Origin of the sequence: Streptomyces sp. DT190 (assembly GCF_049846985.1) — a bacterium.
Lineage (GTDB): Bacteria > Actinomycetota > Actinomycetes > Streptomycetales > Streptomycetaceae > Streptomyces.
The window spans coordinates 25,214-48,824 of sequence record NZ_JBNCNM010000018.1 but is presented as its reverse complement, the minus strand read 5'-3'; the positions used below and the strand labels follow the sequence as shown (position 1 = coordinate 48,824).

The 23,611-nt window shown below is 74.3% G+C and carries 20 protein-coding genes and 3 pseudogenes; 12 read left to right on the top strand and 11 right to left on the bottom strand.

Features of this window, described 5'->3' with window-relative positions; genetic code table 11:
• From ACPXCS_RS27610 to ACPXCS_RS27590, 5 genes and pseudogenes are all read right to left on the bottom strand, one after another.
• Positions 1-276: pseudogene (locus ACPXCS_RS27610) on the bottom strand (hypothetical protein); the annotation flags it as partial.
• Positions 273-1,343 (bottom strand): glycosyltransferase family 2 protein, encoded by a 1,071-nt coding sequence (locus ACPXCS_RS27605; RefSeq protein WP_425950562.1) that lies wholly within the window; start codon positions 1,341-1,343, stop codon positions 273-275. The gene ACPXCS_RS27605 and the pseudogene ACPXCS_RS27610, both read right to left, overlap by 4 nt.
• On the bottom strand, positions 1,340-3,025 hold the full coding sequence (locus tag ACPXCS_RS27600; RefSeq protein ID WP_425950561.1) for a carbamoyltransferase family protein: 1,686 nt from the start codon (positions 3,023-3,025) through the stop codon (positions 1,340-1,342). Before ACPXCS_RS27600 ends, ACPXCS_RS27605 begins: the two co-directional genes overlap by 4 nt.
• A gap of 72 nt (positions 3,026-3,097) precedes the next feature.
• Positions 3,098-4,063, bottom strand: coding sequence for an NAD-dependent epimerase/dehydratase family protein (locus ACPXCS_RS27595; protein ID WP_425950559.1), 966 nt, complete (start codon positions 4,061-4,063; stop codon positions 3,098-3,100).
• 234 nt (positions 4,064-4,297) lie between these two features.
• On the bottom strand, positions 4,298-4,825 hold the full coding sequence (locus ACPXCS_RS27590) for a hypothetical protein (RefSeq protein ID WP_425950557.1): 528 nt from the start codon (positions 4,823-4,825) through the stop codon (positions 4,298-4,300).
• Positions 4,826-4,919: 94 nt separating this feature from the next.
• Between ACPXCS_RS27590 and ACPXCS_RS27585 the strand changes: the two genes are divergently transcribed.
• Together ACPXCS_RS27585 and ACPXCS_RS27580 are read left to right on the top strand one after the other, a co-directional pair.
• Positions 4,920-5,744 carry a hypothetical protein gene (locus ACPXCS_RS27585; protein WP_425971043.1) on the top strand — a complete coding sequence of 275 codons (825 nt, stop codon included), beginning with the start codon at positions 4,920-4,922 and terminating at the stop codon, positions 5,742-5,744.
• The gene (locus ACPXCS_RS27580; protein WP_425950554.1) at positions 5,741-6,298 is read left to right on the top strand and encodes a hypothetical protein; all 558 of its coding nucleotides are present in this window, start codon (positions 5,741-5,743) and stop codon (positions 6,296-6,298) included. Before ACPXCS_RS27585 ends, ACPXCS_RS27580 begins: the two co-directional genes overlap by 4 nt.
• Before the next feature lie 167 nt (positions 6,299-6,465).
• On the opposite strand, the gene ACPXCS_RS27575 is transcribed toward ACPXCS_RS27580, so the two are convergent.
• Positions 6,466-6,672 (bottom strand): hypothetical protein, encoded by a 207-nt coding sequence (locus tag ACPXCS_RS27575; protein WP_425950552.1) that lies wholly within the window; start codon positions 6,670-6,672, stop codon positions 6,466-6,468.
• 255 nt (positions 6,673-6,927) lie between these two features.
• On the opposite strand from ACPXCS_RS27575, the gene ACPXCS_RS27570 reads away from it, so the two are divergent.
• Positions 6,928-10,656, top strand: coding sequence for a HEAT repeat domain-containing protein (locus ACPXCS_RS27570; protein WP_425950550.1), 3,729 nt, complete (start codon positions 6,928-6,930; stop codon positions 10,654-10,656).
• A gap of 122 nt (positions 10,657-10,778) precedes the next feature.
• On the opposite strand, the gene ACPXCS_RS27565 is transcribed toward ACPXCS_RS27570, so the two are convergent.
• Positions 10,779-11,102: a hypothetical protein gene (locus tag ACPXCS_RS27565; RefSeq protein ID WP_425950548.1), complete on the bottom strand. Its 324-nt coding sequence runs from the start codon at positions 11,100-11,102 to the stop codon at positions 10,779-10,781.
• A 143-nt stretch (positions 11,103-11,245) separates the two neighbouring features.
• On the opposite strand from ACPXCS_RS27565, the gene ACPXCS_RS27560 reads away from it, so the two are divergent.
• Positions 11,246-12,100 (top strand): fructosamine kinase family protein, encoded by an 855-nt coding sequence (locus ACPXCS_RS27560; RefSeq protein WP_425950547.1) that lies wholly within the window; start codon positions 11,246-11,248, stop codon positions 12,098-12,100.
• 4 nt (positions 12,101-12,104) lie between these two features.
• Here the strand turns inward: ACPXCS_RS27560 and ACPXCS_RS27555 are convergent, their stop codons facing one another.
• Positions 12,105-13,763, bottom strand: a complete 1,659-nt coding sequence (locus tag ACPXCS_RS27555) for a catalase (RefSeq protein WP_425950545.1) — start codon at positions 13,761-13,763, stop codon at positions 12,105-12,107.
• Between the two features lie 410 nt (positions 13,764-14,173).
• Positions 14,174-14,797, bottom strand: a complete 624-nt coding sequence (locus ACPXCS_RS27550; protein ID WP_425950543.1) for a hypothetical protein — start codon at positions 14,795-14,797, stop codon at positions 14,174-14,176.
• Between the two features lie 106 nt (positions 14,798-14,903).
• Here ACPXCS_RS27550 and ACPXCS_RS27545 point away from each other — a divergent pair, with 106 nt between their 5' ends.
• Together ACPXCS_RS27545 and ACPXCS_RS27540 are read left to right on the top strand one after the other, a co-directional pair.
• The gene (locus tag ACPXCS_RS27545) at positions 14,904-15,518 is read left to right on the top strand and encodes an AAA family ATPase (protein WP_425950541.1); all 615 of its coding nucleotides are present in this window, start codon (positions 14,904-14,906) and stop codon (positions 15,516-15,518) included.
• Positions 15,519-15,601: 83 nt separating this feature from the next.
• Positions 15,602-16,051, top strand: a complete 450-nt coding sequence (locus ACPXCS_RS27540; protein ID WP_425950540.1) for a hypothetical protein — start codon at positions 15,602-15,604, stop codon at positions 16,049-16,051.
• A 91-nt stretch (positions 16,052-16,142) separates the two neighbouring features.
• Here ACPXCS_RS27540 and ACPXCS_RS27535 read toward each other — a convergent pair whose 3' ends face one another.
• Positions 16,143-16,379, bottom strand: coding sequence for a hypothetical protein (locus ACPXCS_RS27535; protein WP_311678792.1), 237 nt, complete (start codon positions 16,377-16,379; stop codon positions 16,143-16,145).
• A 453-nt stretch (positions 16,380-16,832) separates the two neighbouring features.
• Here ACPXCS_RS27535 and ACPXCS_RS27530 point away from each other — a divergent pair.
• A pseudogene (locus ACPXCS_RS27530) lies at positions 16,833-17,009 on the top strand (ATP-binding protein); the annotation flags it as partial.
• A 10-nt stretch (positions 17,010-17,019) separates the two neighbouring features.
• A pseudogene (locus ACPXCS_RS27525) lies at positions 17,020-17,640 on the top strand (cytochrome P450); the annotation flags it as partial.
• Between the two features lie 218 nt (positions 17,641-17,858).
• On the opposite strand, the gene ACPXCS_RS27520 reads toward ACPXCS_RS27525, so the two are convergent.
• Complete coding sequence (locus ACPXCS_RS27520) at positions 17,859-19,352, bottom strand: helix-turn-helix domain-containing protein (RefSeq protein WP_425950538.1); 1,494 nt, start codon at positions 19,350-19,352, stop codon at positions 17,859-17,861.
• Positions 19,353-19,490: 138 nt separating this feature from the next.
• On the opposite strand from ACPXCS_RS27520, the gene ACPXCS_RS27515 reads away from it, so the two are divergent.
• From ACPXCS_RS27515 to ACPXCS_RS27500, 4 genes are all read left to right on the top strand, one after another.
• Complete coding sequence (locus tag ACPXCS_RS27515; RefSeq protein WP_425950536.1) at positions 19,491-20,111, top strand: L-threonylcarbamoyladenylate synthase; 621 nt, start codon at positions 19,491-19,493, stop codon at positions 20,109-20,111.
• Between the two features lie 171 nt (positions 20,112-20,282).
• Complete coding sequence (locus ACPXCS_RS27510) at positions 20,283-21,038, top strand: dienelactone hydrolase family protein (RefSeq protein ID WP_425950534.1); 756 nt, start codon at positions 20,283-20,285, stop codon at positions 21,036-21,038.
• A 122-nt stretch (positions 21,039-21,160) separates the two neighbouring features.
• Positions 21,161-21,997: an MHYT domain-containing protein gene (locus ACPXCS_RS27505; protein WP_425950532.1), complete on the top strand. Its 837-nt coding sequence runs from the start codon at positions 21,161-21,163 to the stop codon at positions 21,995-21,997.
• Between the two features lie 45 nt (positions 21,998-22,042).
• Positions 22,043-23,548: a metallophosphoesterase family protein gene (locus ACPXCS_RS27500; protein ID WP_425950530.1), complete on the top strand. Its 1,506-nt coding sequence runs from the start codon at positions 22,043-22,045 to the stop codon at positions 23,546-23,548.
• The last annotated feature ends 63 nt before the right edge of the window (positions 23,549-23,611 follow it).

Sequence of the window (23,611 nt, the reverse complement as noted above, 5' to 3'; positions counted from 1 at the left end):
CGGCAGCCGGTGTCCCGCCCGCACGTCCGGGCCGGGGCCCGCCGACAGCGGCAGCCGGTAGCCCGCGTGCCCGTCCGGATCGGGCCACGCCGACGGCGGCAGCCGGTGTCCCGCCCGCATGTCCGGGCGGGGGCCGGGCCGCGGCAGCGGGCGGTGTCGGCCCCGCGCCGCGGGGTCGGAGGCGGTGGTGGCCGGGAGCGGGGCGGGCGGGGGCGGCGGTGTGCCGCCGGTTCCGCACGCTCCGGTGGGTCGCCGGGGGCCGGTGGGGCCGGTCATGTGCGCAGCCGTTCCCTGACCGCCGGGCGGGGCTCCGTCGTCGGGCCCGTGGTTCCCGGCGGGGTGTGCGGGCGGGCGGCGCGGTGCGTCAGGCGGCCGCGCAGCCAGTGCCAGGTCGCGGCGGGCGGCACGAGCGCGCTGGTGACGGCCATGGTGAGCACCTCGTCGCGGGTGCGCGGTCCGGGCAGGATCCGGGCGAGGGCGAACTCGGCGGTGCCGGCCAGCCAGGCGGCGGCGCAGGCCCCGGCGAGGCGGTGCCGGCCGAGCAGGGCGCAGCCGGCGGCCGTCACCCCGGCGCCGGTGACCGCGAGGTGCACGGGCAGGCGCCCGCGCGGCGCGCCCGCCCGGCGCCACCAGTGACGGCCGTGCAGCCGGGTCATCAGGACGTCGTCGGCGTTGCCGGCCTGCAGCCAGACGGAGACCCAGCGTCCGGCGGGCCGGACGGGATGGGTGGTGGTGCGCCGTCCCCCGGTGAGCGTCCAGCCGGCGTCGAGCATGCGCAGGGCGAGGTCCGCGTCCTCGCGGAAGGCACGCCGGAAGCGCTCGTCGAAGCCGCCGACGGCCACGAGCGCCGCCCGGCGGTACGCCATGTCGGCGGTGATCCAGTGGGCACCGGCCAGTCCGGCCGTGTTGCGCTCCCAGTCGGTCGGGCGGCGGTCGGCCGGCAGGGGCACCTCGATGCGGGCGGTGATCCCGGCCGTCCGGTCCGACGCCGCCGTCAGGTCGAGGGTGAGGTCGTCGCCCCAGGTGGGCCCGGGGACGACGTCGTCGTCCAGGAAGACGATCCACGGGACGTCACCGGCCGCGCGCCAGCCGAGGTTGCGGGCGGCGGCGGGTCCGCGCGCTCCGCCGGGCACGACGACGGTGCGGGCGCGCAGCGACGGCGGGACGTCGGCGGTCAGGGGGACCCCGGCCGCGTCGGGCCGGTCGTCGACCAGGACCACACGGACCGGCCCCGGCCCGGCCGCCTCGGCCAGGGCGTGCAGGCAGGCGCGCAGGCTGGGCCGGCCGAGGGTCGGGATCACGACGGCGTACTCGGCGTCCCGCGCCGCGGCGAAGGCCGTCATCGGGGGCCTCCGGCGGCGGAGCGCAGGTCGTCCCGGTCGCCGGTGCGGAAGAGGTCGCCGCGGCGGATCGCGTAGGGGCCGATGGCCAGCAGGTCCACCGGCGAGGAGCCGAAGCACTCCAGGGCGTCGCGCGGGTCGTCGACCATGGGCCGTCCGGCCGTGTTGAGGCTGGTGTTGACCACCACGGGCAGCCCAGTGAACCGTTCGAACGCGCCGAGCATGCGGGCCACCAGGGGTTCGCGGTCCGGGTCGACGGTCTGGATGCGGGCGGTGCCGTCGACGTGGACGACGGCGGGGATACGGTCCCGCCACGCCGGGGCCACGTCGTGCACGAACAGCATGTACGGGCTGGGCAGCGGACCGTCGAAGATCTCGGCGGCGCGGTCGGCGAGCACCATGGGCGCGACGGGCCGGAACTGCTCGCGTCCCTTGACGTCGTTGAGGCGCTCCAGGTTGCCCGCGTGGCCGGGGTGCGCCAGCAGGGAGCGGTGGCCGAGGGCGCGCGGGCCGTACTCGGAGCGGCCCTGGAACCAGGCGACGATGCCGTTGTCGGCGAGGGCCCGGGCGACGGTCTCGGCGATGTCCGGGGGCCGTTCGAAGGGGACGGCCGCAGTCTTCAGCCAGGCGCCGAGTTCCGCGTCGGACCAGTCCCGGCCGAGGTCGGCGCCGGTCATGGGTTCCGGCTGGTCGCCCTCGCCCGCGGACAGCAGCAGGGCCCCGCCCAGGGCGGTCCCGGCGTCGCCGGCGGCGGGCTGCACCCACACCCGGGTGAAGGGGCCCTCGCGGGCGACACGGGAGTTGGCGACGCAGTTGAGGGCGACGCCTCCGGCGAGGGTGAGCACGCTGTCGTGGGTGCGGCCGTGCAGCCAGCGCACCAGGTCGAGCAGGGTCTCCTCCAGCACGGCCTGGGCGCTGGCGGCGACGTCGGCGTGGTCCTGCGTCCACGGCTCGTCGGCCCCGCGCGGCGCGCACAGTTCGTGCCAGGGCACCGCGGTGGCGTGGAAGCCGCCGTCGCCGGTGGGGTACACGTGGCGGCGCAGTTCGGCCAGCATGCGCGGGGTGCCGTGGGAGGCGAGCGCCATCACCTTGAACTCGTCGGAGGAGCGCAGGAAGCCCAGGTGCGCGGTGAGTTCCTCGTAGACCAGGCCGAGCGAGTGCGGCAGGTCCTGGGTGTGCAGTGCCTCCAGCCGGTCACCGACGCGGCGTGCGGCCAGGTGGGAGGCGCGTTCGCCGCGGCCGTCCAGGACCAGCACCGAGGAGTCGCCGGCGTCGGGTGCGGCGAAGGCGCCGGAGGCGGCGTGGGCCATGTGGTGCGGCACGAACCGGACGATGCCCGGGTCGAGGCCGGGCAGGGCCGCCGCCAGGAAGCCGGGAGCCTCGCGGGCGTAGGTGAGCCGCAGGTGGTCCCACGGGTCGTCCAGGCCCATGGCGTCGGCGGGCCGGGCCAGCGCCGGGTCGAAGGAGTAGGTGACCGCGTCGAGGTCCTGCGGTCGCAGCCCGGCCCGTTTCAGGCACCAGGCGGCGGCCTTCTCGGGCAGCTCCCAGGCGGAGAAGGGCAGGGGCCGCTTCCCGTGCTTGCGCCGCGAGAACCGCTCCTCCTCGGCGGCGGCGACGGTCCGTCCGTCGACGACGAGGGCGGCGGCGGGGTCGTGGAAGAGGGCGTTGATTCCGAGGATGCGCATGGGCGTGGCGTGCCTTTCGGCGGTGGGGGCGGGACCGGGCGCGGCGGTGCGCGGGGCGGGGCCGGGGGCGGGTCAGTCGTCGGTCCCGGCCTCGCGGAACCAGGCGATCGTGCGCCGCAGCCCTTCCTCGGCGCGCACCTGCGGGTCCCAGCCGAGCTTGTCGCGGGCCAGGGTGATGTCCGGGCAGCGCACGGCCGGGTCGTCCACCGGGCGTTCGATGAAGCGGATCTCCGAGGGGGACGCGGCGAGTTCGACGACCAGCCGGGCCAGGTCGAGCATGGTGATCTCGGCCGGGTTGCCGATGTTGACCGGGCCGCGCATGCCGTGGGCGGCCGCGGCGAGGATGCCGCGGACGGTGTCGTCGATGTAGCACAGCGACCGGGTCTGGCGGCCGTCGCCGGTCACGGTGAGGGGTTCGCCGTCCAGGGCCTGGCGTACGAAGGTCGGCACGGCGCGTCCGTCGTGGCCGCGCATCCGCGGGCCGTAGGTGTTGAACAGCCGCACGATGCAGGTGTCGGTGCCGTGGGTCTCGGCGTGGGCGGTGGTCAGCGCCTCGCCGAAGCGTTTGGCCTCGTCGTAGACGCTGCGCGGCCCGACGGGGTTGACGTTGCCCCAGTAGCGCTCGTCCTGCGGGTTCTGCTGGGGGTCGCCGTACACCTCGGAGGTCGAGGCCAGGACGAACCGGGCCCGGGCGGAGTGCGCCAGTTCCAGGGCGTTGCGGGTGCCGAGGCTGCCCGCCTCCATGGTGTGCAGCGGCAGGCGCAGGTAGTCCGCCGGGGACGCCGGGGAGGCGAAGTGCAGCACGAGGTCCGGCGGGCGCTTGATCCGCAGCCCTTCGGCGACGTTGGCCTGGACGAGCGTGAAGCCGGGCCGTTCCAGCAGCGGGGCGATGTTCTCCGGGCGGCCGGTGCTGAAGTCGTCCACGCAGGTGACGGCCGCGCCCGCGTCCAGCAGGGCGGCACACAGGTGGGAGCCGACGAATCCGGCGCCGCCGGTGACGACGGCGTGTTGCCAGCTCCGTGAGAAGGCGGTGGTCATGGCGGTCTCTCCTCCGTCAGCGGCGTCACGGCACGGCAGGACGGCGGGGAAACCCCGGGCCGCCGAAGGTGGCCGGAGACCGTCGAGCCCACGCTCAGCCTCCGCCGATCGCTGCGGCGGGGCACGGTCGCTTACGGCAAACCGGTGACTCACGGAGGGTGACGGGAGGGGGCAGTGGCGCGTCCGCGCAGGTCGCCGGGGGGGGGGTGCGGACCCGTGGGGAGGCGGCGTGTGTCAGGCGATGAGGGTGCGGCCCGGGTCCAGGCGTTCGAGGAGCTGGGGGTGGTGCAGCCGCGCGACGGGGGCGAGCAGGTCCGGGTGGCGCAGGAGTGCGGCGGCGCTCCGGTCGCCGGCGTCGGGTGCGACGAGCCGACGGAACTCGGCCCGGGAGCCGGTGCCGCGCCGGTCCCCGGTGAGCGCGGCCACGGCCCGGGCGGCCAGGTCGGGGTCGGTGAGCAGGACGGCCGCCCAGCTCGCCACGACCTCGTCCACCCAGGTGCGCCACGCGTGCGCGTCCTCGTCGCCGTCCGGGGCCGCGTCGGCGCCGGTGACCCAGTCGAGCCGCGCCGAGCCGCCGGGCCCCACGAGGTCGAGCAGGGCGGCGTCCATGGCTGTCGGGTACCGGAGCCGTGCCGCGACCGTCACGGCCTGCCGGGCCTGCACCTCGCACAGGGCGGAGGCCAGTGCGCCGCCGGTGGCGGGGAAGGCACGCGTGAGCCACTGGGCGGTGGCCGCGATGACCGGGGAGAGATCTGCTTGCACTGCCGGGCCGTCCGAGGGGCAGGGGGCGGGGTCTGGTCGTAGACGGTAACCGCCGCTTCCCGAGCCCGGACGTGATCGGGACCTCGTCCGCGACGTGGCCTCGGCCACACCCCGCGGCGGGCATCCGGGCGTCCGGCGCGGGTGCGGCTTCCCGGGGCGTGGAGGGGGACGGCCCGGCCGTTTCACGGCCGAGCGGGGCGGGCACCCGGCCCGGGTGCTGCGCCACCTGCCGCGTCCCGGATCCGCGAACGCCCACCCCGCCCGGGCCCCGAAGGGCCGGGCGGGAGTGCGCACCCTGCGCTTCGACGGCTGGATCGCGGGCCTCGGCACCGCGTCCGGCACCCGTGTCGTACTCGGGCACTGGCCGAGGTCGCCGTTCGGGCCGTTCAGCGACCTGATGGTCGAGGAGCCCGGCGGGCACCGCCTGCTGCTGGCGCCGACCCGGGAGACGGCGGACTTCATCGCCGGCACCTACGCCTTCGACGAGGTGCGGGTCGTGCCGGTCCGGGTGCGGATCACCGACCGCCGCCACTGGACGGTCTCGGCCCCACCGCTCGATGTGCGGTTCGGCACCGGCCCGCGGGGCCTGCCCGGTCTCGCGCTGCGGGCCGTGCCCGCCCGGCTCGCCACGAGCCCGGGATGGCTCGCCCTGTGGGACCGGCCCGCCCGGCTGCTGCTCGGCGCCCGCACGCACGCCGGCGCCCGGTCCGGCCGGCACCAGTGGTACGGCGCCCGTGACCTGCACCCGATCACCTCGGCCACGGTCACCCACCAGGGGCGCGATCTCGGCGCCCTCGCCCCGGTCGAGCCCCCCGTGCGGTTCGGGTCCGGCTCGACACCCCGCCGTCCCGGCGTCGTCCGCATCACCACCCAGGTGGCCGTCGCGCGGGACCCGGCCACGACAGGAGCGGACTCATGACGGACCCGCGAGGCGGCGCACGGAACGCCACGGGCACCAAGGGCGCCCGGGCCGTCCCGGCCACGGACACGGCCCTGCTCGGGATCTACCTCAACGACCAGCTGGCCGTTGCCGCGGCGGGCGCCGCGCGGGCCCGCTCGCTGCTGCGTTCGTGCCGGGGTTCGGCCCTGGCCGGCCCGCTGGCCCCGGTCGTCGCCGAACTGACCGAGGACCGGGCGGCCCTGCTGCACGTCATGCGGCGGCTCGACGTCCCGGTGCGGCGCTACAAGGTCGTCGCCGGGCTGGCGGCCGAGCGGATGGGACGCCTGAAGGGCAACGGCCGCCTGGTACGGCGGTCCCCGCTGAGCACGCTGTGGGAGCTGGAGGCGCTGCGCCTGGGCGCGGAGGGCAAGGCGGCGGCCTGGGAGACGCTCCGCGCGCTGGCCGCGGCGGACCGGCGCCTCGACGCGGAGCGGCTGGACGAGCTCCTCGCCCGGGCCCGCCGCCAGTGCGCCACGCTGGAGGAACTGCGCCGCAGGCAGGTCGGGCCGGCCTTCCACCGGGACCGGTCCTAGGTCGCGTCCTGCAGCCCCTTCGTCCGAGGTCTCCGCCTGTTCCGGCGCTTCCCTGGCCTTCCGGCTCGGGCGGCCGGCGGAGAACGTCGCGATGCGCGGCACCACGTCCGTCTACGGCGTCCACCACATGCCGCTCCTTACTCGGTGCCGTACAGGACCGCCCCGCCTCAACGGACGGCGACGGTGACGATGAGGCCGATGATCAGCAGCGTGCCATTCAGGGACGTGCTGAATGCGTGAGCGGCCCGGGAAACGGCCGAGGCGGGACTCGCCCCTCCTCTGCGGGCCGCCAGGCCGACGACGGCCGCGAACAGGGCGGATGCCAGAAGCGCAAGGCAGATGCCGAAAAGCAGGGTGATCATTGCGGAGCTCATGGAAGACTCCTTTTCCTCGATCGGAAGCGTTCGGAAGCCGGTCCGCACCAGTGCAGCGGCAGCGGGGCCGCCTCGGCCTTCGCTGCTTGCCTCACCCGATCGAACGTGCACGTCAGGGCGGCTGCTGCGAGGTGTCCGGCCCGGACGGGACCGGACCGGACCGGACGGCGGGACACGCGTCGGAGGGGGAGTCTCTTGGCGGGCGGAGGTGTCCCGAGCACAGCTCGGCTGGAGTTCGCCAGGCGGCTCCAGGATTTGTACGAAGCAGCCGACCACCCCGATCTGACGGCGGTGGCGAAAAGGGCGGGGGTCACCGACCGCAAGGGCAACCCGAGCAACAAGCCGATCAGCGCCTGGAAGAGCCCCAACGGCCACCACCCGGGGAGTTGGCGCACCTTCCGTCCCGTACTCAAAGTCCTGATCAGGCTGGCGGCGGACCACCGCGGATTCACGGCGGAGAACGCGGCGCTGGGTGACGAGGACCAGTGGAAACGCTGGTACGAGGACGCCGTTTCCGCACGCCGCGCCCGCTCCGTCCCGGCCGGCTTCGACGCCGCGTGCACGACGTACTTCGCCCAACTGCGCCGACGCCACGCACAGCTCGCCGTCGTCGCTTCCCCCCATGCGCCGGTCCGCCCCGAACCGCTCCGGCTGACCGACGTGTTCGTCGCCCCGGCCGTTCGTCCCGGGACGCCGACGCGGGACGGAGGGCCGGGCGCGCCGCCGACCCGCGGCGCCGACGCGTCGGCCCCCGCTCCATGGCCGCTCGACGACGGCCGGACCCGCCCCGCCCTCCAGGTACTGGCCCAAGGCGACGCGCAACGGATCGTGCTGCTCGGCAACCCTGGCCACGGCAAGTCGACACTGGCCCGCTACCTCGCGCTCACGCTCGCACAGGCCCTGGACTCGGACCACCAGGTCGACGCGGATCTCGCGCCGCTCACGGGGGCGTTGCCGCTCCTGGTGGAGCTCGGCGCGTACGCCGACCCGCAGTGGCGCACCGGCACACTCCTCGACCTCGTCGACCGCCTCCACCACACCCAAGGGCCCGGTCTGCCGAAGGACCTGCTCGACGCGTACCTGCGTACGGGTGGCCGCGCGGTACTGATCTTCGACGGGCTCGACGAGGTCTTCGACCCTCGGCTGCGCGAGGAGGTGACCGGCGAGATCGCAGGTCTCGCGGAACGCTATCCGAACGCCCGCGTCGTGGTGACCTCCCGGATCGTCGACTACCAGCACGCCGTACTCGAACGCGAGGGCTTCCGCATCCACGTACTGCGGGACCTCGACCGGGTGCGGATCGACACGTTCGTGACCCGCTGGTACCGCTTGGCCTTCCCCGAACAGCCCGCCGAGGCGGCCCGCCTGCGGGAGCGGCTGCTGGCCGCCATCGACGACACGCCGGCAGCGGCTGAGCTCGCGGGAAACCCGCTGATGCTCACCATGCTGGCCCTTCGCGGTGAACACCGGGACCTGCCGAGGGACCGGCGCGCGGTGCTCGAACAGACCGTGAGCGCGTTCATCGCCCAGTGGGACCCGGGCCGGTTCGCACGCGACAAACGGGTGGCCGAGGACGCGGGGCGCCTGCGCGCCGGCGAGCGGATGGAGCTGCTGCGCCGCGTGGCCCACCGGATGCAGACCGGGGCGGGCGGGACGGCCGGGAACCTCCTGACGGACGCGGAGCTGACCGCGGAACTCGACGGTTACCTGCGCGACAAGCTTCCGCCCGATCGCTCGCCGGCGCTCACCCGCGCGATGCTGGAGGAGTTCCGCGTACGCAACGGGATCCTCAGCCACTTCGGCGGCGCGATGTACGGATTCCTCCATCGCGCGCTGCTCGAATACCTCGACGCGGCGGATGTCCACCACCGGCTCACCGTGGAGCGCAGCCTGAGCGAGGACGCACTCGTCCACCACGAGTACGGCGAGCACTGGAACGACCCCTCCCGGCACGAATCCCTCGTCCTCACCGCCGGGATGGTCGAACCTCGGGTCGCAGGACGGATCGTCGCGCACCTCCTGGCGGCCGATCCGCTGTGGTTCGTCCGCCTGTCCGGGGCGTCCTCGCGCGAGATCCCCCACCACATCGTGCTCGCCGCCCGCTGCCTCGGTGAGGTCCGCGACCCCGGCGCACTGCCCGCCCAGTGCTCCGCCGTCGTGAGCGCGGTGATCGCGCTGATCGAGCATGTGGTCGCCGAAGGGGTGCGCCCCGGTTCGCCCGTCCTGCGCGCGGCGGAGGAGACCCTGCCGCCTGTGCTCGCCCGGCTCGGCGCACGCTGTCCCGCCGTCCACCGGCTCTATGGCGACTGGTACCTGGCGCGCGGTCAGTTCCTCAGTGTCATGAGGGAGGGGGAGAACTTCGCCTGGTTCGAGGTACCACCGGCCGCACAGGTCGGCGCCGCACTGCTGGGCGACCACCCCGAGTTCTACGACAACCTCTACAGCCAGGCGGCCTTCGGCCCCGCACCGGCCACCAGAGTCGAGGCCGTCCGTGCGCTCGTCCAGGAGCGGCCCGAGGACCCGCGACTGGCTCGGCTGCTCTGCGAATCCGCGGAAGCGGACCCCGATGGAGAGACCAGGGAGCGCTCGGTCCGGCTGTTCGCCCTGGCCCGTCGCACCGACCCGTCCGCCGCACGCTTGCTGCGAGGCTGGCTCGACGACGACGACACCTACCTTCGCCGGGGAGCCTTGGGAGCACTCGTCAACGGCTGGCGCGACGAGCCCGAGACGTATGCCGCGCTGTGCCGGTACGCCGCCGACGACCCGGCTTCCGAGGTCCGCCTCACCGCAGTGCGGTGTCTCGCGTCCGGCTGGCCGGGCGACCCCGACGCCGGGGCCGTCGTCCGCGAGCGGGCCGCCTGCGACCCCGACCCGCACCTGCGGACCAGCGTGTTTCGCATTCTCGCCGAGGGCTGGCCCGAGGATCCGCTGAATGCGGCTCTGCTGGAAGCCATCGCCGCCGATCCGGCCGACGAGAGGTGGCTGCGCGAGACCGCCGAGCGGACGCTCGACCGGATGCGGGCCGGACCCGTCCGCCCTGACGCGGCCCTCGCGACCTTCCCCGCGCCCGCGGAGGATCCGCGCATCACCGCGCTCGGGCCACTCGTCGTCGGGCGCCGCGCCGACGCGCGGACCCCTATGCTGCTGCGCGAACGGGCCGAAGCGCACCCGGACACGGACGTCCGGGTGGCCGCCGTACGGGTGGTGGCCACGGGATGGCGCGACGACCCGCGTACGCTGCCGTGGCTGTGCGAGCTCGCGGTCTCACCGGCGAGCGACTCGGTGCGGCAGGCCGCGCTGTGGGCTCTCGGCTCTCTGTGGCCGGGAGACCCCGAGGCCAAAGCGGTGCTGCGCCGCATCGCCGGCGGCAAGGAGGAGGGGAGGACGCTCGCGACGGCCGTCCTCGCCGTCACCGCCGGATGGCGCGACGACCCGGACACCCGGCTGCTGCTGCGCAGACTGGCGGTCGGCCCGGCCGCCGCGTACGTGCGAGCGACGGCGATACGGATGCTGGGCGCGAGCCTTCGCGACGCCCCCGGGACCGAGGAAGTGCTCCGTGAGCGCGCTGAGCTGGACCCCGATTCCCACGTCCGCACGACCGCCGTCCGGGCCCTCGTCCTGGGCTTCCGCACCTCGCTGACCCGCGATCTGCTGCGTCGACTCGCCGTCGACGACCCCGACGACTTCCTGCGCGCTGAAGTCATCCGCCTCCTGGCCGCGGGCTGGCGCGAGGAACGGGCGACGGGCGAGCTGCTTCGGCGCATCGTCACCGACGGCACCGGAGCGACGAGCCGGCGCGCGGCGGTCGAGGCACTGGCCGGCGGCTGGCGCCACGACCCGGCCACCGAGGTGCTGCTTCGGGAACGGGCCGCCGACGACTCCGACTGGGGACTGCGGCAGGCGGCCGTGCAGGCGCTCGCCGACCGGTGGCCCCACGACCCGGAGATGCTGGCCCTGTCCGAACGCCTCGCCGACGTCATGTGACGGCTCGTTCGGCCCGTGACGGGTCTCCGGGCGACCCGTCACGGCTGTTCCCCATCCCTCACGACCGGCCCGTCGATCAGATGACCGGAAAGACACGGCCCAGGGCTGACGGCCGCCGCCGCTCACCAGAAGCGGCTGCTGAGGGCGGGCTGGTGGGCCAGTTCCACGGCGTCGCGCAGCCGCAGGGCGACGCTGATGACGGCGCGCAGCGCGGAGGGACGTACGGTCTGGGCCGTCTCGGTGGCCAGGACCAGCAGGCAGGCCGCGGCCTGCTCCACCACGGACAGGGGCAGGACGAAGTCGCTGTCGGCGGCCGCGCGGAACGCCTTCAGCGGGACGGCGGCCCCGTCGACGGCCCGGTGCGCGGCCTGCTCCAGGTGCTGTGCGGCCTGTTCGCACACCGGGGCGGGCAGGGCGATCGTGCGCTGGAACGGTGTAGTGGTCATGCCCGGACTGCTCCCCCGGCGGAGGCCGGTTCTGTCGACCCGGGACGGGATTTCACCGTCCCGCGTGACGCCGGGCCCGGGCGGGCAGGCGCGTGGCCGTAGCCTGAGTGGCGATCGCGCCCGGCGTGGAGACAGGAGCACCGATGACCGACCGTTCGGATGCCGTGGCCCGGCTCACGGGGCGGGCGGTCGGCGGCGAGAAGCCCCTGTCCGGGGCGCTCGCCGAGGTCACGCTCGACGACGGGCGGGTCGTGGTCGCCAAGCGGTCCGACGCGCCGGGGGCCGCTCGGGCCGAGGCCGCCGGGCTGCGGTGGCTGGCCGCGGCCGGGACCGTGCGGGTGCCGGCCGTCCACGGCGACGACGGGCCGTGGCTGGTCATCGACCGGGTGGTGGAGGGGCGGCCGAGCCGGGAGGCGGCGGTGCGCTTCGGACGGGACCTGGCGGGGCTGCACGCGGCCGGGGCGCCGGCGTTCGGGGCGCCGCCACCGGGCGGGCCGGCGGACGCGTACATCGGGCTCGCCCCGATGCGCAACGAGCCCGGCGCCGACTGGCCGGGCTGGTACGCCGCGCAACGGGTGCTGCCGTATCTGCGGCAGGCGGTCGACCGGGGCACGGTCCGCGTCGGCGAGGCGGCCGTCGTGGAACGGCTGTGCGAGCGGCTGCCCGAACTGGCCGGGCCCGCCGAGCCGCCCGCCCGGCTGCACGGCGACCTGTGGAACGGCAACGTGCTGTGGGCGGCGGACGGCGACGTCCGGCTGATCGACCCGGCCGCGCACGGCGGGCACCGCGAGACGGATCTGGCGATGCTGAGCCTGTTCGGCTGCCCGCATCTGGAGGCCGTGCTGGACGGCTACCAGGAGGTGGCGCCGCTCGCCGGCGGCTGGACCGGACGCGTCGGCGTGCACCAGCTGTTCCCACTGCTGGTGCACGCCGTGCTGTTCGGCCGGAGCTACGCCGAGCACGCCCTGTCCGTGGCCCGCTCGGCCGTGACGAACTGACCGGTCAGCGCGTCACCACGTGCCGCTCGTCGGGGACGCAGTGGGTCATGGTGAGGCCCTCCACGTCGCGCGGCTGGTTCTTGCCCAGCCGGGACAGGCGCTCCCGGTCCTCGTCCGTCAGGTCCTGGCTCGCCAGCGGCTCCAGGCCGGTCACGTCCTCGGGGCCGATGCCGAGCCCTTCGCCGACCCGCAGCCCGAGGTCGTTCTCGACCAGCAGGAAGTGCCAGACCATGCGCTCCTGGATGGCCCGGTCGCACTGGGACAGCTGACCGACGAAGTTCTTCACCAGGTCGTCGCGCTCCCAGTCCTCCATCAGCAGGTAGCGCTGACCGGCCTGGAGGTAGTCGTTGGTGCGCGGGATGCGCTTGCGGGTGAGCCTGCCGGTGATCTCCGGACCTTGCTCGTCGTGGGTCGGGTACTGCGCCTCGCGCAGCCCGCCGGTGATCGACGGCTCGTAGTTGACCTGCGGGTTCTCCCCGCCGCCGTCCTGGTGGTAGGCCATCTGGCCGTCGCGCTGGTTGGTCCGCACGTCGGCGTTCTTCGCCTGGTTGACGGGCAGCTGGAGGTAGTTCGGGCCGACCCGGTAGCGCTGGGTGTCGCTGTAGGAGAAGGTCCGGCCGACGAGCATCTTGTCGTCGGAGAAGTCCAGGCCGTCGACCAGGACGCCGGTGCCGAAGGAGATCTGCTCGTTCTCGGCGAAGAAGTTCTCCGGCATCCGGTCGAGCACCATCCGGCCCACCGGCTTCGGCGGGAACTCCTGCTCGGGCCAGGTCTTGGTGTCGTCCAGCGGGTCGAAGTCGAGCTCCGGGTGGTCGTGGTCGTCCATCATCTGGACGAGCAGCTCCCACTCCGGGTGCTCACCGCGGGCGACCGCCTCGTACAGGTCCTTCGTGGCGTGGCCCAGGGTGTCCGCCTGGACGTTGGCCGCGTCCTCCTCGGTCATGCTGCGCACGCCCTGCTTGGGCATCCAGTGGTACTTGACCAGCTTGGTCTCGCCGTCGGCGTTGACCCACTTGTAGGTGTTGACGCCGAAGCCCTGCATGTGGCGGTAGTCGGCGGGGATGCCGCGCGGGCTGAACAGGTTGACCAGCATGTGCATGGCCTCGGGCGTCTGCGACATGAAGTCGAAGATCCGGTTCGGCTGCTGCTCGAAGGTCACCGGGTCCGGCTTCAGGGCGTGGATGACGTCCGGGAACTTGATGGCGTCGCGGATGAAGAAGACGCCGAGGTTGTTGCCGACCAGGTCCCAGTTGCCGTCTTCGGTGTAGAACTTGACGGCGAAACCACGCGGGTCGCGGGCGGCCTCGGAGGAGTCCCGGCCGCCGATGACGGTGGAGAAGCGGACGGCCACGTCGGTGCGCTTGCCGCGCTCCTGGAACAGTTTGGCCCGGGTGTAGCGGCTGATCGGCTCGTCCCCCCAGGTGCCGTAGGCCTCGAAGTGGCCGTAGGCGGTGACGCCGCGGGCGTGCACGACGCGCTCGGGGATGCGTTCCCGGTCGAAGTGGCTGATCTTCTCCAGGAACTGGTAGTTCTCCAGCGTGGCCGGGCCGCGGGCGCCGACGGTGCGCTGGTTCTGGTTGTCGTAGACCGGATGGCCCTGGCGATTGGTGAGGACCTTGCGGTCGTCGCCCGGAGCGGGACCGGTGCCGGATACGTCCGTCATGAGCAGGGTCTCCTTCGGCTCGGGGCCGGCGGCCGGCCGGGGCGGGGCCGCGCGCGGCCGCCCGGCCGGTCATGGCGGGAACGCCCGGGTACCCGGTGGGACGGAATCACTCACGCCCAGCGGAATCACTCGGGCACACCGGACCGCTCGGTCGCACCGGCTCCCGATCCCCGGCCGTCCTACCCCGGCCGTCCCCGGGCCCGGTCTCCGGCGTGGCCCGTGCGGGGCGCCTACGGGTGCCCGCCCTCCACGACGGACCCGACCTCGTCCAGGAGGGCCCGGCGCTCCTCCCCGTACGCGGTCACCGCCGCGTACAGCGCGTCGGGGGCCGCCCGGAACGGGTCGGGGCCCGGCCGCCGCCGGCACCGCGGGCAACGCCATGGGCGGCTGCGACATGCAGGGGGCCCGCCTCACTGCCGCCGTTCGACGGCGAGCAGGCGTTCCCGTTCCTCCGTCTCCCGGGCCGGTCGTGCCCGGCGTTCGGTTCCGGCGCGTTCGGCCGGGGTGGGCGGAGGGGGCTGTTCGCGGGCGAAGGAGTGCCAGTAGGCGGCGATGGCCGAGGTCTGTCTCAGGACACGGTCCGGCTCGGGCGGCGCGGGCCAGAACTGGAGCAGGTACCGGTCCAGTGGCGGCTCGTCGTCCGACCGGGTGTCCCGCTCGTGCGCCCGGTCCATGCCCTGGGCGCAGTACCGCACCCGGTAGTCGGTCACCTCCAGGCCGAGCGGCCAGGTTGCCTCCCCCGCCCACTCCTCGAGCGCGCTGTCCGCCGAGACGGGCCGGAAGGACACCTCCACCACGTCCTCCCAGACCGCATCGAGCGGCGGGGCCTGCTCGTGGACCTCGACGGTGAAACCCACGTCCCCGGTGTGCAGCCCGGTGTGCAGCCACAGCGCGCCGGGGGTCGCGGCCCCGCACAACCCCGAGAACTGCCCGGCGAACGCCACCCCGAGGTCCGGTCCGCTGCCGTCCGGATCGCTGACGACGTAGAGCCGGCCGTAGTGCACGAACACTTCTCCTTCGACCGGCCTGCGCACGATCGGCTCCTCCCCGTTCGTCGGATGCCGTGGTGGCCGCTCCACGGCTCCGGCATCGTGGCACCCACCACTGACAATCGGGTCGCGGGGGCAGGGAGGGGCAGGTGTGCGGCACGTCTACTGGATCGGAGGCGGCAGCGGCGCGGGCAAGTCGACGGTCGCGCGGCGTCTCGCCCACAGGCACGGGCTGCGCCTCTACTCGACCGACGACGTGATGGCGGACCACGCGCGCCGCACCACCGCAGCTGAGGCGCCCCTGCTGCATGCGTTCCTGGCGATGGACATGGACGAGCGGTGGGTGCGCCGCTCCCCCGAGGTGATGCTGGAGACCTTCCACTGGTTCCGGGGTGAGGCGTTCGGCCTGATCGTCGAGGACCTGCTGCGCATGCCGCGCGGGTCCTGCGTCCTCGTCGAGGGGTTCCGGCTGCTGCCGCACCTCGTGGCACCGCTGCTCCCGGGGCCGGGGCACGCCGTCTGGCTGCTTCCGACGCCGGAATTCCGCCGGGCCGCGTTCCGGAGCCGGGCCGCGGCCGGAGGGAGCTTCACGGAGCGGACCGGCGATCCGGAGCGGGCGGCCCGCAATCTCGCCGCGCGGGACGACCTGTTCACGAGGCGGCTGCGCGAGGAGACGGCACGACGGGGGCTGCCCTCTCTCACCGTCGACGGCACGCTGACGGAGGCCGCCCTGAGCGAGCGGGTCGGTGACGTCTTCGGTCTGTGAGCCCGTACAACCCCCGCCGGGCGTGACGTGTCTTCTCCACCGTGGGGAACAAACCCCTCCAACTCGTTCCGACGGGGGAACACATGAGTCCGACCCGCAAGCCGATGCGCCGCGCTGTGACCGCGGCCCTCACCCTCGCGACGGCGGCCGTCCTGGGCGCCGCCGGTGCCGGCGCGTCGAGCGCCGGCACCACCGCGCCGCAGTCCCGCCAGATCGCCTCGTCGACCCTGGGATCCGACTACCGGATCACGCTCACCGCGCTGCGTTCCCCGGAGGACGAGTACGCCGCCTCCGTGCGTCTGCAGGTCTACACCCGCTCCGGCGACGCCTGGAAGGAGTCGGACCGCGTGACCGTGGGGGACGTGGACGGCTGGTTCTGGTACCCGCTCACCGGCAAGGGCGCGGTCTGCGCGTTCTCGGCCGCGAGCACCGAGCCCGCCCCGCTGACGGTGAGCCTGCTCCTCACGCCGTCACTGGGCTGCTCCGAGCCGGCGCACTACACGGTCCAGGCAGGCAAGGTGCACGCCGGCTGAGAAGGCGAGGCGACGGCGACTGAAGCGGCCTCTCGGCGCGCCGAACGGCCCGGACCCCGCCGGGGTCCGGGCCGTTCGGGTACGGGCAGGCTCAGCCCTCGCTGAGGCGTGCGCGCAGCAGGTTCTTGCCCAGCTCGGCACCCTTGCGGCTGTCCGCCTGGGCCTTGCGGAACAGATCCGCGACCTCGGTGTCCTTGGCGCGCTCCGCGTCCTGGATGTAGCCCTCCAGACGCAGGGCGTTGCTCAGGCACGCCTCGACGTACCAGATCAGGTTGTAGTCCTTGTCCTGCGTACCGGTCGCGCCGCCGGTCTCCGTCTCGCTGGTCATTCGGACCTCCTTCTCCGTGAGCGGACCTCTTCAGGCGCCGGACGGGTACCCGGCCTCCGGCAGGACACACAGCCCGTAGCCACTCGTGCGGTGATTTTCCGGTCACGAACGGCCGGGCAGACCGGCACGCGCCACCAACTCCCCTCCCCTGTACGGCAATCCTGACAGTTGCCACAGATGCGAACCGTCACCGATCACTTTCCCAGCGAAGTGGCGCTACACCGTGCGAGACCGGTCGATGACGGTGTGTACTGCGCTGCGGGTGGTTCGCCGGAGCGCCCCGCACGCCGCCCTGCCCGGCTCCCTACGGGAAACGGCTGATGATCGACATACCGGACCTGGCCGTCGGCAGTTGCGCCCGCAGAGCGGCCGTCTTCGTCCGCTGCCGGTCCAGTTGCCGCCGCACGCGCAGCAGCCCGCCGCCGAGGGCGAACGCGGACAGGGTGCCGAGGGCGAGACCAGGTCGCCGCGGTGGTGTGCGGCGCCTGGGTCGGGCTCGCCCGCGAGGAGTCCCACCTCGTGGACGCGGTGACGGGTGGTCAGGCCCGGCTCGCGGGGTACCGGCGTGTCCGGGTCCACAACCACCTGGAGCCCGGGACGGCCCTGGTGTCCCACGCCGTCGAGCCCGTACGGCGCCGACCACACGCGGCTGCGCAGGCTCGTGGCACCGAGCTTCACACACCGGCGCACCGAGGCGATGCGTCCCCGGGTCGAGGCGGTCACGGCGGAGCTGCTGGACGCGCTGCTGCTGGTCATCGAGGCCGGCTTCGAGACGGCGGTGAACCTGATCGGCAACGCGGTCGTCGCCCTGCTGCGCCGCCCGGAGCAGCTGGCCGACGTGAGGTCGGGGCGGATCGGCTGGGACGCCGTCGTCGACGAGACGCTGCGCGTCCACCCGTCGATCGCCTCGCTGCCGCCGCGGTTCGCCGTCGACGACCTCGACGTCGGGGAGGTGCGGATCCCGGCCGGCGACGCCATCATCACGACCTACGCCGCAGCGGGGCTCGATCCCGCGCACTACGGGCCGGACGCCGACGTCTTCGACGCCACGCGCGCCGCCGACGACCATCTCTCGTTCGGGATCGGCGTCCACCGCTGCATCGGGGCGCCGCCGGCCCGCCTGGAGGCACTGACCGCGCTGCCCGCGCCGTTCGGCCGCTTCCCGGACCTGCGCCTGGCCGCCGGTGGCGCGGGACTGCGGCAGGTGCCGTCGTTCGTCGCCTTCGGCTGGCGGGAGATACCGGTCCGGCTGCGGGGTTGAGGCAGCCGACCCCTGGGCGGTGCGCGGGAGCGCGACCGGTCCCCCGTTCCGGTCGAGCCCCCGCGATGCGTCGAACCTACGTCCAGGGCCGATGCCTTGTGAACCGCGTCGATGCCCGTTGCGTGCTCAACAGGGCTCACCCGTGCACAGCTGAGTCCGGATGGCCCTGGTTCGTCCCGACGGAAGCGGGCCGGCCGATTGCCCGGGAGGCAAACCGGTCAGGCGCGGGCGTGCAGGTGCGGCAGGTCGAGGTCGCCCACCGCGAGGTGCGCCAGCACGACTTCGTACAGGTCGCTGCCGGCGGCCAGCAGCTGGCGCTCCAGGAGCGGTTCGGCGCTGCGGACGTGTTCGCGCACGGTCTGGGCGTGCACGCCCAGTGTCTGCGCGGCCCGTTCGGCGTTGCCGCCGGCGGCGATCCAGGCGCGCAGCGTCCGGCGCGGGTTCCTGGCGTCCGCGTCCAGGCGGCCCAGCAGGTCCCGGGCCCAGGTGCGCAGGGCGGGCCCGGACACCAGCTCGGCGAGGTGCGGTCCGGGGGCGCGGGTGTCGCTCGCGGCCGGGGCGTCGGCCAGCCCGATCTGCGTGTTGAGCGCCAGATGCACCACGGCCCGGACGGTGAGGTCGGTGAAGTCGGTGCCGAGCAGGGTCTCGACGCGTTCCATGCGGGCCCGGACGGTGTTGCGGCTGACGCCGAGGACCTTGGCGGCGGCGACCGCGGTGAACTCCAGACCGAGGCGGCTGGTGGCCAGGAGCTCGGCGCGGGTGTGGTGCGGCAGGGTGTCGAGCGGGCACAGCAGCCGCGCCGCCCAGGCGCGCAGCGCCACCGGGTCCATCAGGCGCTCGGGGTGGGTGCGCTCGGCGTACACGGCCGTCTTGTCGGGCCTGAAGTGCGCGACGGCGAGGGCGCTGACGGCCTGTCCGTAGGCGGTGGCGGTCCGGGCGAGGCTCTGCCGGACGCTGCCGCCGAGGTAGGTGTCGGGGTGCCGTCCGATCAGGGACTTCAGCGCGTCACCGGTGGTCTCGCGGGGGCTGACGACGATCACGTGCCCGTCCATGGCCGGGCAGCGCACCACCAGGGCGTTCTCCCTGGTGTGGTCGAGGCAGTCCTCGATGATGCGGTCGCGGGCGGCGGGGTCGGACTCGACGACGTACACGCACGCCGTGTCGGCGTCGAGGAGGCCCGGCCAGAGTCCCGCGGCGACGCGGCGGGCGGACACGGTGTCCTCGACCATCAGCAGTTGCAGGATGGCCAGGCGCAGGTCGGAGGTGGCGCGCCGGAGCCGGTGCCCGGCGGCGGTCGACTCGCGGGCCGTCAGCAGCAGCTCGATCACCTGGGCGGTGTGCGCGACGACGTCGGAGGCCCGCCGGTCGAAGGGAGACGGCCGGGAGACGGCCAGGACGCAGGCGTAGGAGGGGTGTTCCACCCGGACCAGGCGCAGGTGCTGCTCCCGGCTCTGCCAGGCCGCTGAGGCGATCCGCCCGACGGTGATGTCCGTGACGAGGTCCTCGTCGAGGGTGAGCCGGGTTCCCGCGACGAGGTTCCCGGCGGCGTCCTGCAGGGCCACCGACCCGTCCACGGCACCGGCGAGCCACGCGACGACCCTGCGCACGTCCCGCCCGGCCGGCCGCAGGTGTTCGAGCAGTTCCTGCGCCCACGCCGGCCCCGCCCCGGTCCGCGTCCCGCGCTGCCGGTTCCCGTCCTCTCGCCCAGCCACCTCGGCTCTCCCCTCCCTCCTCGCACCGCCTCCGGCGCACCGGTCGGGGACGTTACCTCAGCCGTCGCCGGGCGGCCGCCCGCGGGCCGGACCCCCTCGCTGCGCCACCGGCCCGCCCGGGCGGCATAAGCTCGGCGGATGGCGAAGTACTACGACGTGCACCCCGACAACCCCCAGCCGCGCACCATCGGCCAGATCGCCGACAGCATCCGCGCGGACGCCCTTGTCGCCTACCCCACGGACTCCTGCTACGCACTGGGCTGCCGCCTGGGCAGCCGGGAGGGCATCGACCGGATCCGCGCGATCCGCAAGCTGGACGACCGGCACCACTTCACCCTCGTGTGCCAGGACTTCGCGCAGCTCGGCCAGTTCGTGCGTATCGACAACGACGTGTTCCGTGCGATCAAGGCGTCCACGCCCGGCAGTTACACGTTCATCCTGCCGGCGACGCGGGAGGTGCCGCGCATGCTGCAGCACCCCAAGAAGAAGACGGTCGGGGTACGGATCCCCGACCATGTCGTCACCCAGGCCCTGCTCGCCGAACTGGGCGAGCCGCTGCTGTCCAGCACCCTGCTGCTGCCGGGCGAGGACGAGCCGATGACGCAGGGCTGGGAGATCAAGGACGAGCTCGACCACGTCCTGGACGCGGTGGTCGACTCCGGCGAGTGCGGCACCGAGCCGACCACGGTCGTCGACTTCTCCGGCGGGGAGGCGGAGATCGTGCGCCGCGGCGCGGGCGACACCTCACGGTTCGAGTAGGCGGTACCCCCCCCGGTTCGGTAAACGGCCTCCCAAGGGCCGTTCACGGTCGGCTTCCGGGGCCGGGGGTGGGCGAAATGCCCCGGGAAGGCCGTGCCACGATGACCGTGATCCGCCCGGTCACGCGGACGGGTTCCCGGCCCCCCACCCTCGCAGAGAGGCAGCCCAGCCATGACCGCCGTACAGGGAACCGCTGTCGACATCCCCACCGAGGACGGCACCGCCGACGCCTATCTGGCCCACCCGGACGACGGGGCGGCCCACCCGGCGGTCCTGGTCTTCATGGACGCCTTCGGCCTGCGTCCGCAGCTGCGGTCCATGGCGGACCGGCTGGCCGGCGAGGGGTACACGGTGCTGGTGCCCAACGTGTTCCACCGGGCCGGACGCGCCCCGCTGTTCGACCTGCCCGAGTTCATCGACCCGGGGGCGCGTCCGGAGATCTTCGAACGGATCATGCCGGTCATGCGGTCCCTGACCGACGACCTGGCGATGCGGGACGCCGGCGCGTATCTGCGCTGGCTGGCCGAGTCGCCCCTGGCGGCCGACGGCCCGGTGGCGCTGACCGGCTACTGCATGGGCGCCCGCCTGTCGCTGCTCACCGCCGGCACCCACCCCGAGCGGGTCGCGGCCGCGGCCGGCTTCCACGGCGGACGGCTGGCGACCGAGATGCGCGACAGCCCGCACCTGGTGGCGGGCCGGGTCACGGCCGAGCTGTACTTCGGCCACGCCGACCAGGACCCGTCGCTGCCGACGGAGCAGATCAAGCGTCTGGAGAACGCCCTGACGGCGGCGGGCGTCCGCCACCGCTGCGAGGTGTACTCCGGCGCGCCGCACGGCTTCACCCAGGCCGACACGGCCTCGTACCACGAGGAGGGCGACCGGCGGCACTGGGCGGCGCTGCTGGACCTGCTGAGGCGCGCCTTCTGACCCCTTTCGCCACCTGCGGCAGCGCGTCCGGCGGGCTCCGTCCGCGGCAAGGGCTTGCCCCGCGGGGTCACTGCGCGTAGACCTTGCGGGACAGCAGCCGTGGCTCTGGGGGGAGTTGGCTCATGGACGGCACGGTCGAGGGGTTCCGCTACGGTGCGGTGACGCCGGTCGCGGCGTATCTGATGGCCTGCCTGGGCGGGGCGCTGGGCCTGCGGTGCATCGTGCGCTCGCTGCTCGGCGCGCGGTCGTGGCAGCCGGGCTGGCTGGCGCTGGGCGCCGCCTCCATCGGGTGCGGGATCTGGACGATGCACTTCATCGCCATGACCGGCTTCCACGTCGAGGAGACCCGGGTCCGGTACGACACGGCGACGACGGTGCTCAGTCTCGTGGTGGCCGTCGTCGTGGTCGGCGCCGGCGTGTTCATCGTCGGCCACCGCGGTCCGGGCGTGCGCACGCTGGCGGTGGCGGGCACCGTCACCGGGCTGGGGATCGCGGGCATGCACTACCTGGGCATGGCGGCGATGCGGCTGAACGGCGACATCGGCTACGACCCGGTGGGCGTCGCGCTGTCCGTGCTGATCGCCGTGGCCGCGGCGACCGCCGCGCTGTGGTCGGCCGTCACCGTCCGGGGCATGGGAACGAGCCTCGCGGCGAGTCTGGTGATGGGGGTGGCGGTGTCCGGGATGCACTACACGGGCATGGCCGCCGTCAGCGTCCACGTGCACGACACCACGGGCGGGACCTGGGCCGGCGAGTCGCCGCTCTCGCTGCTGCTGCCGATGCTGCTGGGACCGGTCGCCTTCCTGCTGCTGGCCGGTGTCGTGGTGATGTTCGATCCGCTGCTGGTCCTGGGTGAACGGCCGTCCGCCGTACGGCCGGACACCGCGGCCGCCGGCTCCCCCGCGCCGACGCCCCCCGCGCGGCACCGGGCGGCGGCGCCACCGCCCCGCGGGCGGTGAGAACCCTCCCTCCAAGGTGTCCGGGCCGGTTGTTACGGTGCACCGGTGCCCGACTCCTCACGTGACACCCCCGAAGGCGCCGGCTGGGGCTCCGCCGAACGCGGCGCGTACCAGCGGCTGTTGCCCCCGCGGACCGGGAAGATCTCCTGGCTGGACCCCCGGATGCTGTGGGCGGCCCGCAACGGGGTGCTGGCCTCCTGGTTCGGGGACCCCACCGGCCGGACCCGGGACCGCTGGGTGGCGCAGCGCGAGGCCGCGGGGGCGCCGGCCGACAAGGTGATCCGCCGCGACGACCCGGACCGCTTCTCCTTCCTGGTCGTCGGCGACACCGGGGAGGGCGACGACCCCCAGTACGCCGTCGTGCCGGGCCTGCTGAGGACGGGTCAGGACACCCGCTTCGCTGTCCTCGCCAGTGACGTGATCTACCCGGTGGGCAGCGCCGACGACTACGGCACGAAGTTCTTCCGCCCCTACCGGGACTACCGGGCGCCGATCTACGCGATACCCGGCAACCACGACTGGTACGAGGACCTCGGCGGCTTCATGCGCGTCTTCTGCGGCGACGCCCCGCCCCTGCCCGCCGAGCCCCGGCTGCGGCCGCCCAGCCGGGCCTGGCTGCGGTCGCTGCTGTGGCACCGGCCCCGCCCGGACGACGGACAGCGTCTGGCCGAGGCCCGGGCGTTGCGTCCGGCCCCCGACCAGCAGGCCGTCCAGCCGGGCCCGTACTGGGCGATCGACGCGGGGCCGGTCCGGATCGTCGGCATCGACACCGGCCTGCTCGGCACCGTCGACACCCGGCAGGGCGCCTGGCTGCGCGAGGTCTCCCGGGGCTCCCGCCCGAAGATCCTGGTCACCGGCTCCCCCCTGTACGTGGACGGCCGGCACGAGCCGTGTGCCGTCGAGGGCGGCGGCACGGTCGACGCCATCGTCCGCGACCCGGACCACCACTACGTGGCGGCCATCGGCGGCGACATCCACAACTACCAGCGCTACCCGGTCCGGCTGGCGGACGGGCGCACCCTGCAGTACGTCGTCGCGGGCGGCGGCGGGGCGTTCATGCACGCCACCCACACCATTCCGCGCGTCGGAGTCGCCGGGGTCACCGAGGACGACTTCCGCTGCTATCCGCTGCGCGGCGACTCCCTCGCCTTCTACAGCCGGCTCTACGGCCGCCGGCTGCGCCTGCGCCGCTTCTTCACGCTCACGGAGGCGGAGGCGACCGCCGTGATCGCCGAGCGCCTCGGCATCAGGCCCGCGCGCACCCCGGGCACCCCGGCCCGCGTCACCCGGCGCGTCCGGCTGGTCGCGGGGCTGCTCGGCACCGGCCGCCGCCCCGACCGGGCCAAGCGGTTCCGGCTGCCCGTGCGGAAGATCTACACGTCGTTGTTCTCGCCGAGTTCGGCGACGTACAGCCCGCCCTTCTTCAAGTGCTTCCTGCGCCTGGACGTCTCACCGGAGTCGGTCCGGCTGCGCTGCTACGCGGCCACCGGCAACCGCGCCCAGGAGGTCGACCCGCCGGTGGAGGACGACGTGACGATCCCGTTGCGCTGACGCCGCCGGACGGGAACAGCGGGGATCGCCGCCCGGTTGGCACAGCCGTACGCCGTTGAAGGT

What these genes read in the sequence shown, in the direction of transcription:
- ACPXCS_RS27515 (WP_425950536.1), top strand. Translation starts at nt 19,491, where the DNA reads ATGGCGAAGTACTACGACGTGCACCCCGACAACCCCCAGCCGCGCACC.
- ACPXCS_RS27605 (WP_425950562.1), bottom strand. Translation starts at nt 1,343, where the DNA reads ATGACGGCCTTCGCCGCGGCGCGGGACGCCGAGTACGCCGTCGTGATC.
- ACPXCS_RS27560 (WP_425950547.1), top strand. Translation starts at nt 11,246, where the DNA reads ATGACCGACCGTTCGGATGCCGTGGCCCGGCTCACGGGGCGGGCGGTC.
- ACPXCS_RS27580 (WP_425950554.1), top strand. Translation starts at nt 5,741, where the DNA reads ATGACGGACCCGCGAGGCGGCGCACGGAACGCCACGGGCACCAAGGGC.
- ACPXCS_RS27575 (WP_425950552.1), bottom strand. Translation starts at nt 6,672, where the DNA reads ATGAGCTCCGCAATGATCACCCTGCTTTTCGGCATCTGCCTTGCGCTT.
- ACPXCS_RS27535 (WP_311678792.1), bottom strand. Translation starts at nt 16,379, where the DNA reads ATGACCAGCGAGACGGAGACCGGCGGCGCGACCGGTACGCAGGACAAG.
- ACPXCS_RS27540 (WP_425950540.1), top strand. Translation starts at nt 15,602, where the DNA reads ATGAGTCCGACCCGCAAGCCGATGCGCCGCGCTGTGACCGCGGCCCTC.
- ACPXCS_RS27600 (WP_425950561.1), bottom strand. Translation starts at nt 3,025, where the DNA reads ATGCGCATCCTCGGAATCAACGCCCTCTTCCACGACCCCGCCGCCGCC.
- ACPXCS_RS27555 (WP_425950545.1), bottom strand. Translation starts at nt 13,763, where the DNA reads ATGACGGACGTATCCGGCACCGGTCCCGCTCCGGGCGACGACCGCAAG.
- ACPXCS_RS27565 (WP_425950548.1), bottom strand. Translation starts at nt 11,102, where the DNA reads ATGACCACTACACCGTTCCAGCGCACGATCGCCCTGCCCGCCCCGGTG.
- ACPXCS_RS27510 (WP_425950534.1), top strand. Translation starts at nt 20,283, where the DNA reads ATGACCGCCGTACAGGGAACCGCTGTCGACATCCCCACCGAGGACGGC.
- ACPXCS_RS27505 (WP_425950532.1), top strand. Translation starts at nt 21,161, where the DNA reads ATGGACGGCACGGTCGAGGGGTTCCGCTACGGTGCGGTGACGCCGGTC.
- ACPXCS_RS27595 (WP_425950559.1), bottom strand. Translation starts at nt 4,063, where the DNA reads ATGACCACCGCCTTCTCACGGAGCTGGCAACACGCCGTCGTCACCGGC.